The following is a 16413-nucleotide window of genomic DNA, read 5'->3' as shown; positions in this document are numbered from 1 at the left end:
GGCTTGTCAAATTGCCGGAGATTGCCCCATATAGGGGACCGTTCCGGCTATGGGCAGGCCCACCCGGCACAAAATCGCGCGGACTATACAGTTGGCCCCCCGCGATTGCAAAGGCATTCAATGCGGCAAATCGGGCCTGTTTCGCCGCGGGATTATCCACCGAACATGAGCGACGAAACCCTGGCAGCCATCGCCGCCTCGCTGGCCCGCATTGCCCAAAGCCTGGAAGCCCTTTCGCCCGCCACGGCGGCGCCACCCCCTGCCCTTGGCGATGCCGACGCCTATCACTGGGACGCCGCCGCGGGCAGCCTGCTGCCGGTGCCGCGGGTCTCCCGCGTCCCCTTCAACCTGCTCAGGGGCATCGACGACGTCAGCGATATCCTGCTGCAGAACTCGCTGCAGTTCGCCCGCGGCTTTTCGGCCAACAACGCCCTGCTGTGGGGCGCCCGCGGCATGGGCAAGAGCTCGCTGGTCAAGGCCGTGCACGCCCACATCAACGGCCTTGGCGAACCCGGCATCGGCCGGCTGATCCTCATCGAGATCGCCCGCGAGGATATCGAGGCCCTACCCCGGCTGATGCGCCTGATCTCCCGCGAGGACGCCCGTTTCATCATTTTCTGCGACGATCTGTCCTTCGACAAGGACGAGACCAGCTACAAGTCGCTCAAGACCATCCTCGACGGCGGCCTCGAGGGCCGGCCGGACAATGTGCTGTTCTACGCCACCTCCAACCGCCGCCACCTGATGCCGCGCGACATGGTGGAAAACGAGCGCTCGACCGCCATCACCCCCGGCGAAGCCGTCGACGAAAAGGTCTCGCTTTCGGATCGCTTCGGCCTCTGGCTCGGCTTCCACAACTGCGACCAGCCCACCTACCTGGCCATGATCCGCGGCTATTGCGACGAATACGGCCTCGCGATCGACGACGAAACACTGCGCGCCCGAGCCATCGAATGGGCCGCCACCCGCGGTGCCCGCTCCGGCCGCGTCGCCATTCAGTTCGTGCGCAATCTCGCCGGTGAACAAGGAAAGTCCGTCTGATGACCAACTCCTCCCATACCCTCCGCTGGTCGCACGGCGAGGCCAGGGTACTGGCCACCGCCGCCATGCTCGACAGCTGCTTCTTCCAGTTGCCGAACGGCGCCTTCACCCCCTTTGCCCGCGCCCCGTGGATGGGCACCGTCACGGACACCTCGATAATTGGACACCTGCGCGAGCTCGGCGGCGATTTCGTCGGCATTCCCTTCGGCGGTGGCCGGCCGATTGCCGATGCACCGCCCGAATGGGCGAGGCTGATGACCCATCCCGTCCAGCATCCGCTGCACGGTCCCTCCGGCGATGCGGACTGGACCATTACCGACACCACCGGGGAGAGTGTCACCCTGTCGCTCGACTACGCCCCCGACAGTCCCGTGCTGCGCCTCGAGCGCACGGTCGCCGGCCGCGATGGCGAGGCCGCCATCGACTTCACCCTGCGCATCTTTGCCCGCCACAACGCGACGCTGTCGCTGGGCCTGCATCCCAACTTCCGCCTGCCCGAAACGCCCGGCCGTCTGAAGCTGGACGCCGATTTCGCCTTCGGCATCGTCCATCCCGGCCAGGCCGCGCACGGCAACACCGAATTCTCCGACCTGTCTGCCGTGCCGCAGCGCGACGGCGGCACGATCGACTTCAGCCACGTCCCGCTCTCGCCCCGCGCCGACCGGCTGGTGCAGCTCTGCGGCATGCGCGGCCCATTGACCGGCACCTATCTCGACGAAGGCACCGGCTTCGAACTGGACTGGGACCGCAGCCTGCTGCCCTCGCTGCACATCTGGCACACCGATGGCGGCATTGGTGGCGAACCCTGGAACAACCAGTTCCGCGGCATCGGCCTCGAACCGCTGGCCTCCGCCTTCGATCTCAACACCGCGACCTCGGCCGGCCCCAACCCGATCAACAGCCGTGGCGTGGCCACTGCCATCACCATCGATCCGGCGCAACCGCTGGTCGTGCGTCACTCGGTGCGCGCCTTCGTCGTCTGAGGTCGGGAACAGGTCAGGCGCTGCCGAGTTGCCAAGCCAAGGTGGCGCTCGTCGGCCGAACCCGATAGCGTCGCGTCCGATCCAACAAGAAGGAGCGCCAAATGCGCCTCGTGTCAGCCCTCGTCCTCACCACGCTGCTGGGGGCAGCCCCCGTCCTTGCGCAGGACGCAGCCCCGGCTGCACCTGCCGATCAGGCTCCGGCTGCCACAGCGGCAGCGCCCGTCGAGCTGCCGCCCATCGAGTCGATCTCTCCGACCGGTGACCGCGATTTCTGGTGTGCAATTGCCTTCAGCCTGACCTCGCGCGCCGCCGACATGGCCGGCGACAAGCCCGGCGCCACTGCCGAGGCCGAAAAGAGCCAGATCCTGTTTGCCACCATCGTCACCTCGATGAAGGCCGCCAACTTCAGCGAACAGCAGTTCAACCAGCTGACCACGCAATATACGACGCGCGTCCTCGATCCGTTCGCCCGCGCCGAAAACAGCTACACCAAGGACGTCTGCGAGGCCGCCGTGCCGGAGGCCAAGGCCTTCGTCGAGGCAGCACAGGCTGCCGCCGGCGCGGCTGCGTCCGAGGCTCCTGCCGCAGATGCCCCGGCGGCCGATGCAGAGGCCCCGCCCGAAGCGCCGGCAGCCCAGTAACGATAAAGGGCGGCTCGCAGGAGCCGCCCTTTTTTGTATCTGCAGTCTGGATGGATCAGCTGGCCAGCAGCGGCACCGGATCGACCGGGGTCGCACCCTTGCGCAACTCGAAGTGCAATTGCGGGCGGGAGACGCCGCCAGTGGTTCCGGCAGAACCGATATTGTCGCCGCGGCTGACGACATCGCCCTTGGCCACGCTCATGTCCCGGAGGTGGGCATAGGCCGACACGTAACCGTTCGGGTGCCGGATCAGGATCAGATTGCCATAGCCCTCGACGCCCGAGCCGACATAGATGACCTGGCCGTTCTCGGCAGCGCGGATCGCCGCGCCTTCCGGCGCCTCGATATTGATGCCGGTGCCCTTGGAATTGCCGAAATCGGTAATCACGCGGCCACTGACCGGCCAGCGGAACTTGTCGGCGCCCGACAGCTTCGGCTCGGCCTTGGGCTGCACCAGCGGCTTGTTCACCGGGGTATTGGTCTCCAGCAGCTTGGGGCTGGCGATCGGCGTCGAGTCGTTCGACGTGACCTCGGCCACCACCGTCGGCGACTTGCTGGCGGCCTGAGTGGGTTTCTGCTCCGGCTTGGCGGCTATCGTCGGGCTGACGGCGCCATTGCCGCTTCCGCTGCCCTTCATGCCCGGAATGATGATCTTCTGTCCGACAAAGATCTTGTCGGGCGATGCGAGGCCGTTGGCCGAGACCAGGCCTTGCGCCGTGACATTGTAGAGCCGGGCGATCGTATAGAGCGACTCGCCTGAGGCAATGACGTGGACGTAGGCATCGCTCGGTACCGACACCAGACCGGGTGTCGACGTGGATGCCGATGTGCTCGCCAGCACGGTTTTCGGCGCCACAGCGGCGGGGGCGAGTTGGGGTTGAGCGGACATTTGAGCGTTCCCACTGTTTGATGACGCAAGCACAGGCAAATCTTCGGTCGAAACTGAGCCCATCGTTCCACCGCCGGACGAGCCGGCAACTCCGGTCACCAGGGTGCCCGGCGAACCGCCGCCAATATTGGAGGGTGGAATAAAAGGACCGGATGCCACTCGCGCCGAACTCGCACCCAAACTCTTGGGCATTGGCTGGGCAAGGTTCCCGGAACTGCTCTGGCTGACCGAACCGGTAACAGTTCGGTCACCGAACGCCTGGGTCCCCAGGGCAGTACATCCAGACAACGCTGCAGCGCCGGCAAACATTCCGGCTATTGCAGCAACTTTCAGGGCCTTACCCGTCACGCGATCACACATCAATCCACTCGTACGCAGGTACTCAATGGAAGCGACTATGCGGCGTTAAGGTAAAAACTGACTTAAGTGCGATGCGAATTGCACGTTTTTTCGAAGGACCAATTCAGGAAGCGCTAAGGTTACCGGTCAGGCAGCCGAAACCGCCGGAAGTCAGAGCTTCAGCGTGCCGTCGAGAGCCTCGGCAAGGCCGATATCGCTGGCCTGCAGGCCGACCGGCGTGACCGAGATCACGGTGCCATGCATGACCAGCTTGAAATCGCGGTCGTCATCGAGCGGCATCGGCGTCTCGGGAATAGCGATGAAGAACTTCCCGCCCCCATTGTCGCTCGGATAGTAGCGCATCGGCGAGCGCGAGAAGCGCTGGTACGGCACCGCCCGGATGCCGCTGACCGCCTCGGGCGCGCAGAACGGAAAGTTGACGTTGAAGTAGCTCTGCCCGTCGGGTTTGGCTGCCAGCACCGTCCGGACCACCTGAGCGCCGTGGCGCCGGGCCACGTCCCATTTCAGGTCGCCACCGGCCTGATAGTCGAAGGCCTGGCTCATGGCGATGCCGACGGCCCCCTGCAGCGCGCCTTCGCGCGCGCCTGCCGCGGTGCCCGAGCAATTGATGATGTCGCCCAGGTTCTGGCCGTTGTTGACGCCCGAAAGCACGAGGTCGGGAAGCAGATCCTCGCAGATATGGGTCATGCCGGCGACCACGCAGTCGGCCGGCGAGCCGCCCACCACGGCAAAGACCTTGGGGCCGCGCTTGTCGAGGCTGAGTTCGCGCCCGAAGGTGAAGCGGTGCGCCGCCCCGCTCTGATTGCCATCCGGAGCAACCACCCAGACGTCGTCGGAGAGCTCGCGGGCGATTTCCTGCATCACCTTTATGCCCGGCGCGTCGACGCCGTCATCATTGGTGATCAGGATGCGCATGCACTTCTCCCCCTCCGCACAGTGCCGGTCAGGACTTTGCCCCGATGGACGTGAGGCCCTTCATATAGGGCTGCAATACCTCGGGGATGGCAATCGAGCCATCCTCCTGCTGGTAGTTCTCCATCACCGCGATCAGCGCCCGGCCAACGGCTACACCGGAGCCGTTGAGCGTATGAACATGACGGACCTTGCCATCCGCATCACGGAAGCGTGCATCCATCCGGCGGCCCTGGAAATCACCGCAGGTCGAAACCGACGAGATTTCGCGATAGGCGCCCTGCCCGGGCAGCCATGCCTCGAGATCGTAAGTCTTCTGGCTGCCGAACCCCATGTCGCCGGTACACAGCGTCATCACGCGATAATGCAGCCCGAGCTTCTTGAGCACGTCCTCGGCGTCCGAAAGCATCTTTTCATGCTCGTCGCCGGAGGCCTCGGGCGTGGTGATCGCCACCATCTCGACCTTGTTGAACTGATGCTGGCGCAGCATGCCGCGCGTATCCCGCCCCGCCGATCCGGCTTCCGAACGGAAGCACGGCGTCAGCGCCGTCAGCCGCAGCGGCAGGTCTTCGGCCGCCAGAATGGACTCGCGCACAAAATTGGTCAGCGGCACCTCAGCCGTCGGGATCAACGCCAGCCGGCTCTCGCCATGCGGCGTGAAGAACAGGTCTTCCTCGAACTTCGGCAACTGATTGGTGCCATAGAGCGCCTCGTCCCTGACCAGCAGCGGCGGCAGCACTTCGGTATAGCCGTGCTCGTCCACATGCAGATCGAGCATGAACTGGCCGATGGCCCGCTCCAGCCGCGCCAGATGCGATTTCAGCACCACGAAGCGGCTGCCCGCGATCTTGGCGGCGACTTCGAAGTCCATCTGGCCCATGGCCTCGCCGGTCTCGAAATGCTCTTTGGGCGCGAACGCGAAGGCCGGCTTGGGCGGGCGCACCTGCGCCGCCGTCTGCGGCGCCCCGTTGCGGCCGAAATACTCGACATTGTCGTGCTCGTCGGCACCGGTCGGCACCTCGTCCAGCGGCAGGTTCGGAATCTCAAGCAGCCGCGACTTGAGCTCGGCCTCGAGCGCCCGCTCTTCGGCCTCGCCGGCCTGGATGCCGTCCTTGAGCCCGGCCACTTCGCTCAGCAGCGCCCGCGCCCTGGCCTCGTCCTTCTGCGCCTTGGCCTGGCCGATCAGCTTGGAGGAGGCATTACGCTTCTCCTGCATCTCGTTGAGGGCGGTGATGACGGCGCGGCGGCGCTCGTCGAGCTCAATAAGGTCCTGGGCGCGTACGGCCACGCCCTTGCGGCGCGCCAGTGCAGCGTCGAACGCCTCGGCGTTGGCTCGGATCCACTTGATGTCGAACATGGGAAAGTCCCGGCGTTAGGCGCCGGTCTTCTCAGCCGGCTCTTCGGTCGTTGTGGCTACGTCTGTCGCCTGCGCGGCTTCGGCTTTGGCGCGAGAGCGCTCCACCCACTTCACCGACAGGATCGAGAGTTCGTAGAGGAGGTACATCGGCATCGCAAGACCGATCTGGCTGATCGGATCGGGTGGCGTGATGAACGCCGCCACACCCAGAATGCCGACAATGGCGTACTTCCGTCCCTTGGCCAGCTGGCCGGAATTGATCAGTTCGATGCGCGCCAGGAGAGTGAGGATCACCGGCAGCTGGAAGCAGACGCCGAACGCCAGGATCAGCGTCATGGCCAGCCCGAGATACTCGCTGACCTTGACCAGCATGTTGATCTCTGAGGTCTCCATCGAATGGAAGAAGCGCAACGCCATTGGCAGCACGGCAAAATAGACCATCGCCGCGCCCAGCAGGAAAAAGATCGGGGTGGCAATCAGATAGGGAATGAAGGACTGGCGTTCCTTCTTGTAGAGCCCCGGCGCCACGAAGCCGTAGACTTCCACCGCCAGATACGGGAAGCCGAGGAACAGCGCCCCGAAGAAGGCAAGGCTGAGCTGGGTGAAGAAGAATTCCTGCGGCGCGGTGTAGATCAGTTCCACCGGCTGCGGCGCCACGGCTTCGCGATAGGGCTGCACCAGCACATCGAAAATGCCGCTGGCAAAGAAGAAACACAGGATCAGCAGCCCGAACAGCACCAGCAATGACCGGATCAGCCGCTTGCGCAGTTCGATCAGATGATCGAGCAGCGGCGCTTCGCTGCCGGTGAGTTCCTCCTCGGTCGCAGGACCGGTGAGTTTGGGTTGCTCGGCCATGATCAGGTCGTCTTTCCGGCAGCAGGCGTCCGCCGGGCGCGCGGCTTGGCCGGCGCCTTGGCGGGCACGGCGCCCGTGTCAGCGGTTTTTGCAGCAGTCTTGCGCGGCGCTGGCTTCTTGACCGGCGCAATGGCCTCGACTGGAGCGGGGCTGTCCACCGGCTTGGCCGCCACCTCGGCCTTGGGGGCCGGCGTCGCCTTGGGCTTGGCTACCCGCTTTGCCGGGGCCTTGGCCTTGGCGGCCTTCGGAGGTGCGCTGGTGGTCGCCGCGGCTGCCTTGACCGGTGCCTTGGCCTTGGACGCAGTCTTGGCTTTCGCCTTCGGTGCCGGTTTGGCAGCCGCCGCTGTAGTCGCTGCGGCAGCAACGGGCTCAGCCGCCGGCACCGGAGCGGATTCGATCGACTTGGCGACGGCGGCCTTCATCGCTGCAGCCGGCGTCAGCGGTGGCGTCTTCATACCGGCGGCGGCATGGATCTCGTCGACGACACTCTCCGACTTCGGATCGGTCGGCTTGAGCGCTCCCGACGGTTCAACGGCGCCCGCAGCGGTCGTCGCGTTGAATTCCTTGCGGATGGCGTCCGTGGTGGCCTTGAGCGGCGCCGTGATCGAGGCGCGCAGATTCTTGACCTCGTTGAGGCCGGTCGTCTTGTTCAGCTCACGCTGAAAATCCTGCCCCATCTTGCGGATTGAACCGGCAAACCTGCCGATCTTCTGCATGACAGCAGGTAGCTCCTTCGGGCCGATGACGATAAGCGCCACCACCCCGATCAAGAGCATTTCAGTCCAGCCGACACCCAGCATCGACGATTACCCCTAGATGCGGCTGACGTTGACCCGGTAGGTCAGACGTCTTTCTTTTCGGTCTCGCGCGTGGCGTTGACCTGTGCGTTCGCGTCGAGCTGCGGCGAGGGCTTGTCCTCTTCGCGCATCCCCTTCTGGAACGACTTGATGCCGGATGCGACTTCACCCATCATTCCGGCAATCTTGCCGCGTCCGAACAATAGAATGACGACGACGGCGACGACGATGATGCCCCAAATGCCTGGCGCGTGCATGGCAGAATTCCTCCAGAAAGACGTACGCTATCACTAACGGGCAGAAATAGGTTCAATCCTTGGCAAACACAAGGACGTGTTCCCGATTGAGGGTGAGGAAAACGTCGCACCCAGGCACCAGTTGCCGGTCGGATGGTTGCCGGATGCCGATTGGATGGTCAATCCCGGCCACCTTCACCTCGCAGAGATCGATGCCGATGGCGCCGCGCTTGGCCACCACGCGTCCGGGCACCCCGGTGCCGCCGATCGCCATTTCCAGCGCCCCGACGGGCCGGATCGCCACGACGACCTCGCTGCCGTCCTGGTGGCCCGGCGCCGCCACGTCGCCCAGCGGCGTTACCGCCCGTCCGCCCCGCACCGTTGCCGTGATCTCGCTCAGCGGCGAGAAGAAACGGGCGGCGCTGAGATCAATCGGCTGTGCATAAATCGACGTCGCCTTGTCGATCTGCACGATCCGCCCGGCCCGCAGCAGCGCAATCCGGTCGCCCAGCAGCATCGCCTCCTCGGGATCGTGCGTGACGATGATGGTCGTGGCGTTGGTTTCTCGCAGCACTGCCAGCGTCTCGCTGCGCACGCTCTCACGCAATCGTGCGTCCAGGCTTGAGAACGGCTCGTCCAGCATCAGGATACCCGGCCGCGGCGCCACGGTACGCGCCAGTGCCAGCCGTTGCTGCTGGCCGCCCGACAGCATATGCGGATAGTCGGCCTCCCGGTCCTCGAGCCCGACGCGCTTGAGCGCCGCCCGCGCCTGCGCCAGTGCCGCGGCCTTGCCCAGCTTCTTGAGCCCGAACGTCACATTCTCGAGCAGGCTCAGATGCGGAAACAGCGCAAAATCCTGGAACATCAGGCCGATGCCGCGCTGGTCCGGCGGCACATGCACCCCCGGACCCGACACCACGCGATTGTTGATGCTGACCACGCCCCCATCGATCCGCTGGATGCCCGATGCCACCCGCAGGATCGTCGACTTGCCCGAACCCAACTCGCCGAGCAGACACACGATCTCGCCGGGCTTCAGCGCCAGCTGGAACCTGTCGAGGACCGGCCGGTCGCCCAGCGCCACGTCGACATTCTCGAAGCTGATGCCGGCAGCAAAGCTGACGCCGGACGTGCCGCGTGGGCCCCAGCCGGTCAATTCATTGGGATTGGTCATGCCGTCTCTTCGGTCTCGTCGTCGCCCGAAATATCGTCCGGATCGAGCGGATCCTCGTCGTCGCGCAGCGGACCGTCGAACGGCAGCGGTACCTGCATGGACGGCGGCAGCCGGTTCGACAACAGCCCGGCGCCCTTGAGTTCATCCAGCCCCGGCAGGTCCGAGAGGCTCTCCAGCCCGAAATGGTCGAGAAAACCGTCCGTCGTGCCGTAGGTCACCGGCCGTCCCGGCGTACGGCGGCGGCCACGCATCTTCACCCAGCCTGCCTCCATCAGCAGGTCGAGCGTGCCGCGCCCCGTGGCCACGCCGCGCACCTCCTCCACCTCGGCCCGGGTCGTCGGCTGGTGATAGGCAATGATCGACAGCGTCTCGAGCGCCGCCCGTGACAGTGTCCGGCTCTCGCTCTCCTCGCGCCGCAGCAGGAACCCGAGGTCCTCAGCCGTCCGGAACGCCCACTTGTCGCCGCGCCGCACCAGCGTGACGCCCCTGCCCTCGTAGCGCCGCGCCAGTTGTTCCATCACCGCCTCGATGTCGGCGCCCTCGCTCAGATACGTGGCGAAGTCGCTGCTGCCCAACGGTTCGGCCGAGGCGAACAGCAACGCTTCCGCAATGCGGACATTGCGTTCGGCAATCTCGTAGTGCTCGACCTCATCGGTCTCGTCGTCGGCCATCAACTCTCGTCCTTGCGCTCATCCTGGCGCCGCCGTACGAACAGCGGGCCGAAAGCCAGAGATTGGCGCAGTTCTACGTGGCCCTGCCGCACAAGTTCAAGGCTGGAGGCAAAGCTCGAGGCCATGGCCGTCACCCGCTGCTCCGGCGTCGCCAGATATTGTGTCAGATAGGCATCGAGCGGCACCCAGTCCATGCTATCGCCAATCAGCCGCTTCAGGATGTCCCGCGCCTCCTGCAAGGACCATACGGTGCGCTCGGTCAGATGATAGTCCTGCGGAATGCCGCGCTCGCGCTGCACCGAATAGGCCTTGAGCAGGTCGTAGAGGCTGGCGTCCCAGAGATTGCGCCGCTCCACCGTGATCGGCTCGGGCATGCCGCGCACATACACCTGCAACCCGAGGCGCGGCCGGTTCATCAACTGGTTGGCGGCGTTGCGCATTGCCTCCAGCCGCTTGAGCCGGAACTGCAGCAGCGCCGCCATCATCTCGCCGCTCGGCTCGTCGTCGCTGGCCGCCTGCGGTACCATCAGACGGCTCTTGAGATAGGCAAGCCAGGCCGCCATCACCAGATAGTCCGCCGCCACCTCGATGCGCTTTTCCCGCACCGTCTCGATAAAGCTCAGATACTGTTCGGCCAGTGCCAGTACCGAAATGCGCGACAGATCGACCTTCTGCCGCCGTGCCAGGTCGAGCAGCAGGTCGAGCGGACCTTCATAGCCGGTGACATCGACATAGAGCACTTCGTCGGCAGGCGTTTCAGCCGGCGGCTCGAACCAGTCGGTGGGGGGAGTAGCCATTGCCGCTGCCTAGTTGTCGCGAGGGACCTTGGCCCCTCGCCCTGTCAGCGTCAAGTTGACGGCGTCAGCTGCCGGTGGCGAAGCAGTCGCCGCCATTCGCCTTGATCGATGCGCAGATCGAGGTTGCTTCCTGCAGCGACGATGCCGGCAGACGGACGCGATAGTAGATGCCCTTCTGTCCCAGATCGGCCCGCTGGATTTCGAGGCTGTTGCCCTGCATCAGGCTGCCATAGCGCGACTGCGCATTCCGCAGGGCCGCCTGGGCATCGCCCTCGCTGCGCTGCGACGACAGCTGCACATAGGCCGCAGCATTGCCATCCGAGCTCGACGATGTCTGCACCTGCGGCGCAGCCGCCAGCGGGGTCAGCTCGACCGGCTGGTTGCCGCCACCGACCATGGCACTGCGGTCGGTCGGCCGGGGCATCGGCACCGGTGCGGTAATCGTCGGATCCACGGTGCGCGGCGTATTGGCCACCAGGGCCGAAACGTTCGGATCAACCTCTGCCGTCACCGGCGTCTCACCGGTGATCGCTGCCGCAATGGCGTCCGGCTCGATCGATGCCGTCTGCGTATCGGCCAGCAAGGCGGAAGGCTCTGCATCGCCACCGGGCAGATCAGGGACAGTCGGCCGATCCACCGGCAGCACTTCGTTGCCGGCAACGGCTTCGTCACCCGGCACGATCGTGCCATCCGGCCGCACCGTCACGGTCCGCACCTTGCGGTTGGCCAGTCCGCCCTCGGTATCCTCGGGAGCAACTTCGCCCACAACGCGGGTTACCTCTGTCGGCGTCGCACCGGCCGTTTCATCACGCGATACCAGCGTTTCGGCCGGGTCCGGATCGACCGTGCCCTGCAACTGGTCGAACAGCCCCGAACTTGCCGGCTCCGCCGTTTCCGCAGTGGTTGTTACCGGCGCCGGCTGCTTGGCCGACTCGCCATCTGCCGTGAGCACCGGTGCCGAACCCGGGTCGCTCCGGCCCATGCCGAGCACCCAGTAGAGACCAAGCCCTGCCGCCAGCAGCAACGTGCCGGCAACGGCCAGACCGATCAGCTGACGCGACCCGCTCGATGCCCGGCGCGACTTGGGTGGCTTCACCTTCATCCGCTTGACCGGGCGGCGGTCCTCCGCCTCCAGATGGTCGACATTGGCGCCGGTAGCCGCCGCGGCAGCCATGATGGCGTCTTCGGCCGACTGCACCTGCGGCTCGCGGTCCTTGATCTGCGTGCGGCGCGGCGCAAACGCCGTATTGAGCGGCGGCACCACAGGGGTCGCCTTGCTCTGCGGCGGCGGCGCGGCCGGGGTAACGGTCGGCGCCTTCTCGCTGGGCGTCAGTTCGACGCGCACGGCCTCGCCGATCAGGCTCTCGATCTCGTCCATCGGATCGGGCTCGCGACGTGCTGCCGGCTGCGGGGCGGCCAGCTTGCTGCCCAGCCCGAACACGGGGGCAACCGCAAAGCGCTCGCCCTCCTTGCGTGGCGTCGCGCCCGGGGCCGGATTGGCTGCCGGCGCAGCCGCCGGTCGCGTCCCGGCGGGCTTGGCCACCAGCACGGGCGCCTGCTGCGGACTGGAATAGGTGCGGATCGGTGGCGCGACAGCAGGTGTCGGCGCGGCCGGCTTGGCCGGCTCTTCCGGCTTCACATCCTCGTACTCTACCGTGTCGGACGACTCGTCGCCGTCGAGTTCGGCGGTGATCAGGTCGGCGATCGGATCATGTGCAGGCGCCTCTGGCCGCGGCTGAGGCGACGGTTGGCTCTGCTCGGGCTCGTGTCGCTCGGCCTGCTCCGCATCGCTGCCAAAGCCGAAGTCGAAATCGAAGCTGTCGCCCGCTGGCGCGTTGTTGGGCGTGGTCGAATGCGCGGCGGGGGTCGGAATCGGCGCATGTACCGGTGCTGCCGGACGTTCCGCTGGCGCAGCAGGCGCCGGCTCCGGCCGGGTCTGGGGCTGAACCGGTGGAGAATCCGCCGAATGCTCGTCCGTTGCTCTTGGTTCGGCTGGCGCGGATTTCAGCGGCACGCTCAGCAGTGGCTCGTTCTGCGGCTGCGGGGCCGGCTTGGGAGCCTCACGACTCTGCCAGTTGCTCATCGGCTCGGTCGACACCGGCGCCACGCCGGGCGGCTTGCCGAAATCGAACTGCGACCCGGCAGATTTGACCGGCGCGGGACCTGACTGCGCGGGACCTGACTGTGTGGAGGCTGTCTGTGCGGGACCTGCCGGCGAGGAACTTGCCGGCGACGAACCTGTCGGAGCCGAAGGCGCCGGCCGGTCGACCTGCGGCTGCGGCGCTGCCTGGCTCATGCCGGGAATGCGAATGGGGGATACTGCGGGCTTGCTCTCGGCCGGCGCTGCGCTCGCTGCCGGGGCAGGTGCAGCGGCAGGCGCCGGCGTCGTCGGCGCACTCGGCTGCGCCATTCCGGGGATACGGATTGGACCCGGGGCCGTCGCCGCCTGGCTGAGCGGCGTCATTTTCAGGGCGGGCTTGGCCTCTGGTTCGCCGCTCTGCGCGTTGCTGGCCATGAGCTTGGCCAGTTCGGCAATCAGGTCGTCGGACTTTTCCTGGCTGTCAGACATCGGTTGCGGTATCGCTGTCACAAGCGTGCAGCGCCCTCTATTTAAGCGGTCCCCGCACGACCCCCGCCGAGCGTAGCGGGCCAGACATCACACCAATGCGCCGGAATTATGAAAGCTCGGCTGGCGCCGATACCCCCAGTATTCCCAACCCGTTGACGAGAACCTGACGCACTGCCCCTACCAGTGCGAGTCGAGCAATTGTCAGTTTTGGATTGTCGACGTTAACAAAGCGTAAGCCAACATCTTCCTTGCCCTTTGCCCAGAAGCCGTGGAACGCGGCGGCCACCTCATAAAGATAGAATGCGACCCGGTGCGGCTCGTGCGAAACCGCCGCCTGCGCCACGGTCCGCGGCCACTGTGCCAGCACCCGGATCAGCTCCGCCTCGGCCGGCGAACTGAGCAATTCGATCTCGGCATCCCTGAGCGCCGTAGCGGACTGATCCAGCCCCGGCATCTCCTTTTCGGCATTGCGGAACACCGAGCAGGCCCGGGCATGCGCGTACTGCACATAGAACACCGGATTGTCCCGGGTCTGCTCCTTGACCAGAGCGAAGTCGAAATCCATCGCCGCATCGTTGCGACGATAGGTCAGCATGAACCGCACAGCGTCGGCCCCGACCTCCTCGACCACATCGGCCAGCGTCACCAGATCGCCCGAGCGCTTGCTCATCTTGAACGGCTCGCCGTTCTTCATCAGCCGCACCAGCTGGCAGATCTTGACGTCCATGTCGGCTTCGCCCTGCGACACAGCCTTCACCGCAGCCTTCAGCCGCGACACATAACCCGAGTGATCGGCGCCCAGCACATTGATCATGTGCTTGAAACCGCGCAGGTACTTGTCGCGATGATAGGCAATGTCGGCGGCAAAATAGGTATAGCTGCCATCCGACTTGATCAGCGGCCGGTCGACGTCGTCGCCATAATCGGTGGCGCGGAACAGCGTCTGCTCGCGATCTTCCCATTCGTCCGGCGTCTTGCCCTTGGGCGGCTCCAGCCGGCCCTGGTAGACCATGCCCTCACTGCGCAGCCAGTCGAGCGTGGTGTCGATCTCCTTGCCCTGTCCGTGCAGCGTCCGCTCCGAAAAGAACACGTCGTGATGGATATTGAGCTTGCCCAGATCTGCCTTGATCAGCGCCAGCATCGCCACCAGCACCCGCTCCTTGACCAGCGGCAGCACCTCGGTCTCGGGCCTGTTCTTGAGGCTATCGCCGAACTCCGCGGCCAGCGCTGCGCCGACCGGCACCAGATAGTCACCCGGGTAGAATCCGGGCGGTATCTCGATGCTTTCGCCCAGCGCCTCGCGGTAGCGCAGCAGCGTCGACCGGGCCAGCGTATCGATCTGGCTGCCGGCGTCGTTGAGGTAGTACTCGCGCGTCACATCGTAACCGGAATATTCCATCAGCGCGGCCAGCGTGTCGCCGAAAACGGCGCCGCGCGTGTGGCCGACATGCATCGGCCCGGTCGGGTTGGCCGAGACATACTCGATATTGACCCGCTCGCCCTTGCCGACATTCGAGCGGCCATAGTCGCCACCCTGCTCGGCGATCGAGCGCAGCACGGCGTACCAGATTGGTCCGGCCAGCCGGAAATTGAGGAATCCCGGGCCCGCCACCTCGACCGACGCCACATCCGGATCGTCCTTGAACGCACCGGCCAACGCCGTCGCGATCTCGCGCGGGTTCTTGCCCAACGGCTTGGCCACCACCATCGCCGCATTGCTCGACAGGTCGCCATGCGCCAGGTCGCGCGGCGGCTCCACCACCAGGCGGGCCAGCGCCTCCTCGGTCACTTCGGGATAGAGCGACGTGAGGGCGGCCGAAACCCGGCCGGCAAAGATGGCGAAGACGTCCATTGATCTGTTTCTTCCAACAACCCGGCGCCACAGGCACCGATGAAAAGCCGACGTCGCCCTAGCCTATACGGCCATTTCCGTCAAACAGCGCCGCGTGCTGCTCCATGGCGTAGGGGTCGGTCATGCCCGCGACAAAGTCACAGACGATGCGGGCCTGCGCCGTCCGGTCCGGGGCGCTTCGGTAGGCCTCGGCCCAGTGTCCCGGCATGGCGCCGTCGGCCAGATAGGCATCGAACAGGTCCGCAACCACCTGCTGGCTGTCCCGTACCGGCGCCATCACCACCTCGTGGCGATAGACCCGATGCATGAGGAAGGCCTTGAGCCGCTTCTCGTCTGCCGCCAGCTGGTCCGAGAACCGCACGAAGGTTCGCCCGGCCCGCCGGACGTCGGTGACAGTCTGTGGTCTCGCCTCGGCCAGCCCGGCCTCGGTCGTCGCAATGACATCCTCGATGGCCCTGGTGATCAGTCGGCGCTGCACTTCGTGCGCCTTGCGATTGGGCTCGATTTGCGGCCAGCGCACCTCCACCTCCTGCACCAGCGGCCCCACCAGCGGCACCTCGCGCAGTTCGTCCAGCGTGATCAGCCCGGCCCGCAGCGCGTCGTCGATGTCATGTGCGTTGTAGGCAATGTCGTCGGCGATCGCCGCCGCCTGCGCTTCGAGGCTGGCATGCGTCGACGGCTCCAGATCGCCCGGCGTCGGCAGCTCTGCCAGCCCCGCCGGATCGGTAACCGGCCCGTTATGCTTCAGGATGCCCTCGAGCGCTTCCCAGGTGAGGTTGAGCCCGTCATGTTCGGCGTAGCGGTTCTCCAGCATGGTCAGCACACGGAGCGCCTGCATGTTGTGGTCGAAGCCCCCGAACGGCGCCATTCTGTCGTCCAGAATGCGTTCACCTGCGTGGCCAAAAGGTGTGTGCCCGAGGTCATGGGCCAGCGCGACAGCCTCTGCCAGGTCTTCGTTGAGCCGCAGCGCCCGCGCCAGCGACCGCGCCATCTGGCTCACTTCGAGCGTATGCGTCAGCCGGGTGCGGAAATGCTGCCCCTCGTGGTGGAGAAATACCTGGGTCTTGTATTGCAGCCGCCGGAACGCCGTAGAGTGGATGATCCGGTCTCTATCCCGTTGATATTCCGAGCGTGTCGGGCTCTGCGAAGTGCCATGAAGCCGCCCGCGGCTTTGCGCAGGATCGGAGGCATAAATCGCCTGTTCGCCCATTTCCGAACCTAGACCCTTTTCATCGTCACTCGACGATATTAGATTTACCGGATCGCGCCGCTTTTCCCG

At 65.7% G+C, this 16413-nt stretch carries 15 protein-coding genes; 3 read left to right on the top strand and 12 right to left on the bottom strand.

The genetic code is table 11. The features are described from left to right. Positions 1 to 165: 165 nt before the first annotated feature. The 3 genes from AC0L4C_RS14085 (at position 166) to AC0L4C_RS14075 (ending at position 2665) form a co-directional block, all read left to right on the top strand. Complete coding sequence (locus AC0L4C_RS14085) at positions 166 to 1041, top strand: ATP-binding protein (RefSeq protein ID WP_473400286.1); 876 nt, start codon at positions 166 to 168, stop codon at positions 1039 to 1041. Beyond that, positions 1041 to 2024 (top strand): hypothetical protein, encoded by a 984-nt coding sequence (locus tag AC0L4C_RS14080; protein WP_473400284.1) that lies wholly within the window; start codon positions 1041 to 1043, stop codon positions 2022 to 2024. Before AC0L4C_RS14085 ends, AC0L4C_RS14080 begins: the two co-directional genes overlap by 1 nt. A gap of 101 nt (positions 2025 to 2125) precedes the next feature. Beyond that, a complete protein-coding gene (locus AC0L4C_RS14075; protein WP_473400282.1) occupies positions 2126 to 2665 on the top strand; it encodes a hypothetical protein in 540 nt (179 codons plus the stop codon). A 55-nt stretch (positions 2666 to 2720) separates the two neighbouring features. On the opposite strand, the gene AC0L4C_RS14070 is transcribed toward AC0L4C_RS14075, so the two are convergent. The 12 genes from AC0L4C_RS14070 to AC0L4C_RS14015 form a co-directional block, all read right to left on the bottom strand. Beyond that, positions 2721 to 3554 (bottom strand): peptidoglycan DD-metalloendopeptidase family protein, encoded by an 834-nt coding sequence (locus tag AC0L4C_RS14070; RefSeq protein WP_473400280.1) that lies wholly within the window; start codon positions 3552 to 3554, stop codon positions 2721 to 2723. Between the two features lie 510 nt (positions 3555 to 4064). After that, positions 4065 to 4829, bottom strand: a complete 765-nt coding sequence (gene surE, locus AC0L4C_RS14065) for a 5'/3'-nucleotidase SurE (RefSeq protein ID WP_473400279.1) — start codon at positions 4827 to 4829, stop codon at positions 4065 to 4067. Between the two features lie 28 nt (positions 4830 to 4857). Next, the gene (serS, locus tag AC0L4C_RS14060; RefSeq protein WP_473400278.1) at positions 4858 to 6183 is read right to left on the bottom strand and encodes a serine--tRNA ligase; all 1326 of its coding nucleotides are present in this window, start codon (positions 6181 to 6183) and stop codon (positions 4858 to 4860) included. A 15-nt stretch (positions 6184 to 6198) separates the two neighbouring features. Next, positions 6199 to 7038, bottom strand: coding sequence for a twin-arginine translocase subunit TatC (gene tatC / locus AC0L4C_RS14055; RefSeq protein WP_473400277.1), 840 nt, complete (start codon positions 7036 to 7038; stop codon positions 6199 to 6201). Between the two features lie 2 nt (positions 7039 to 7040). Then, positions 7041 to 7838: a Sec-independent protein translocase protein TatB gene (gene tatB, locus AC0L4C_RS14050; protein ID WP_473400276.1), complete on the bottom strand. Its 798-nt coding sequence runs from the start codon at positions 7836 to 7838 to the stop codon at positions 7041 to 7043. Positions 7839 to 7879: 41 nt separating this feature from the next. Further along, the gene (gene tatA, locus AC0L4C_RS14045) at positions 7880 to 8092 is read right to left on the bottom strand and encodes a twin-arginine translocase TatA/TatE family subunit (protein ID WP_473400275.1); all 213 of its coding nucleotides are present in this window, start codon (positions 8090 to 8092) and stop codon (positions 7880 to 7882) included. 52 nt (positions 8093 to 8144) lie between these two features. Next, positions 8145 to 9245, bottom strand: coding sequence for an ABC transporter ATP-binding protein (locus AC0L4C_RS14040; protein WP_473400274.1), 1101 nt, complete (start codon positions 9243 to 9245; stop codon positions 8145 to 8147). Further along, the gene (gene scpB, locus AC0L4C_RS14035; protein ID WP_473400273.1) at positions 9242 to 9916 is read right to left on the bottom strand and encodes an SMC-Scp complex subunit ScpB; all 675 of its coding nucleotides are present in this window, start codon (positions 9914 to 9916) and stop codon (positions 9242 to 9244) included. The genes AC0L4C_RS14040 and scpB overlap by 4 nt, the downstream gene beginning before the upstream one ends. Then, the gene (locus AC0L4C_RS14030; protein ID WP_473400271.1) at positions 9916 to 10713 is read right to left on the bottom strand and encodes a segregation and condensation protein A; all 798 of its coding nucleotides are present in this window, start codon (positions 10711 to 10713) and stop codon (positions 9916 to 9918) included. Before AC0L4C_RS14030 ends, scpB begins: the two co-directional genes overlap by 1 nt. A gap of 64 nt (positions 10714 to 10777) precedes the next feature. Next, on the bottom strand, positions 10778 to 13282 hold the full coding sequence (locus AC0L4C_RS14025; RefSeq protein WP_473400270.1) for an SPOR domain-containing protein: 2505 nt from the start codon (positions 13280 to 13282) through the stop codon (positions 10778 to 10780). Between the two features lie 106 nt (positions 13283 to 13388). Continuing rightward, positions 13389 to 15134 carry an arginine--tRNA ligase gene (gene argS, locus AC0L4C_RS14020; protein ID WP_473400269.1) on the bottom strand — a complete coding sequence of 582 codons (1746 nt, stop codon included), beginning with the start codon at positions 15132 to 15134 and terminating at the stop codon, positions 13389 to 13391. A gap of 58 nt (positions 15135 to 15192) precedes the next feature. Then, the gene (locus AC0L4C_RS14015) at positions 15193 to 16383 is read right to left on the bottom strand and encodes a deoxyguanosinetriphosphate triphosphohydrolase (protein WP_473403524.1); all 1191 of its coding nucleotides are present in this window, start codon (positions 16381 to 16383) and stop codon (positions 15193 to 15195) included. Between the last annotated feature and the right edge of the window lie 30 nt (positions 16384 to 16413).

This window comes from Devosia sp. J20-27, assembly GCF_055808595.1.
Note: the sequence above shows the minus strand (reverse complement) of the source record. Positions and strands in the feature narration are given on the sequence as shown.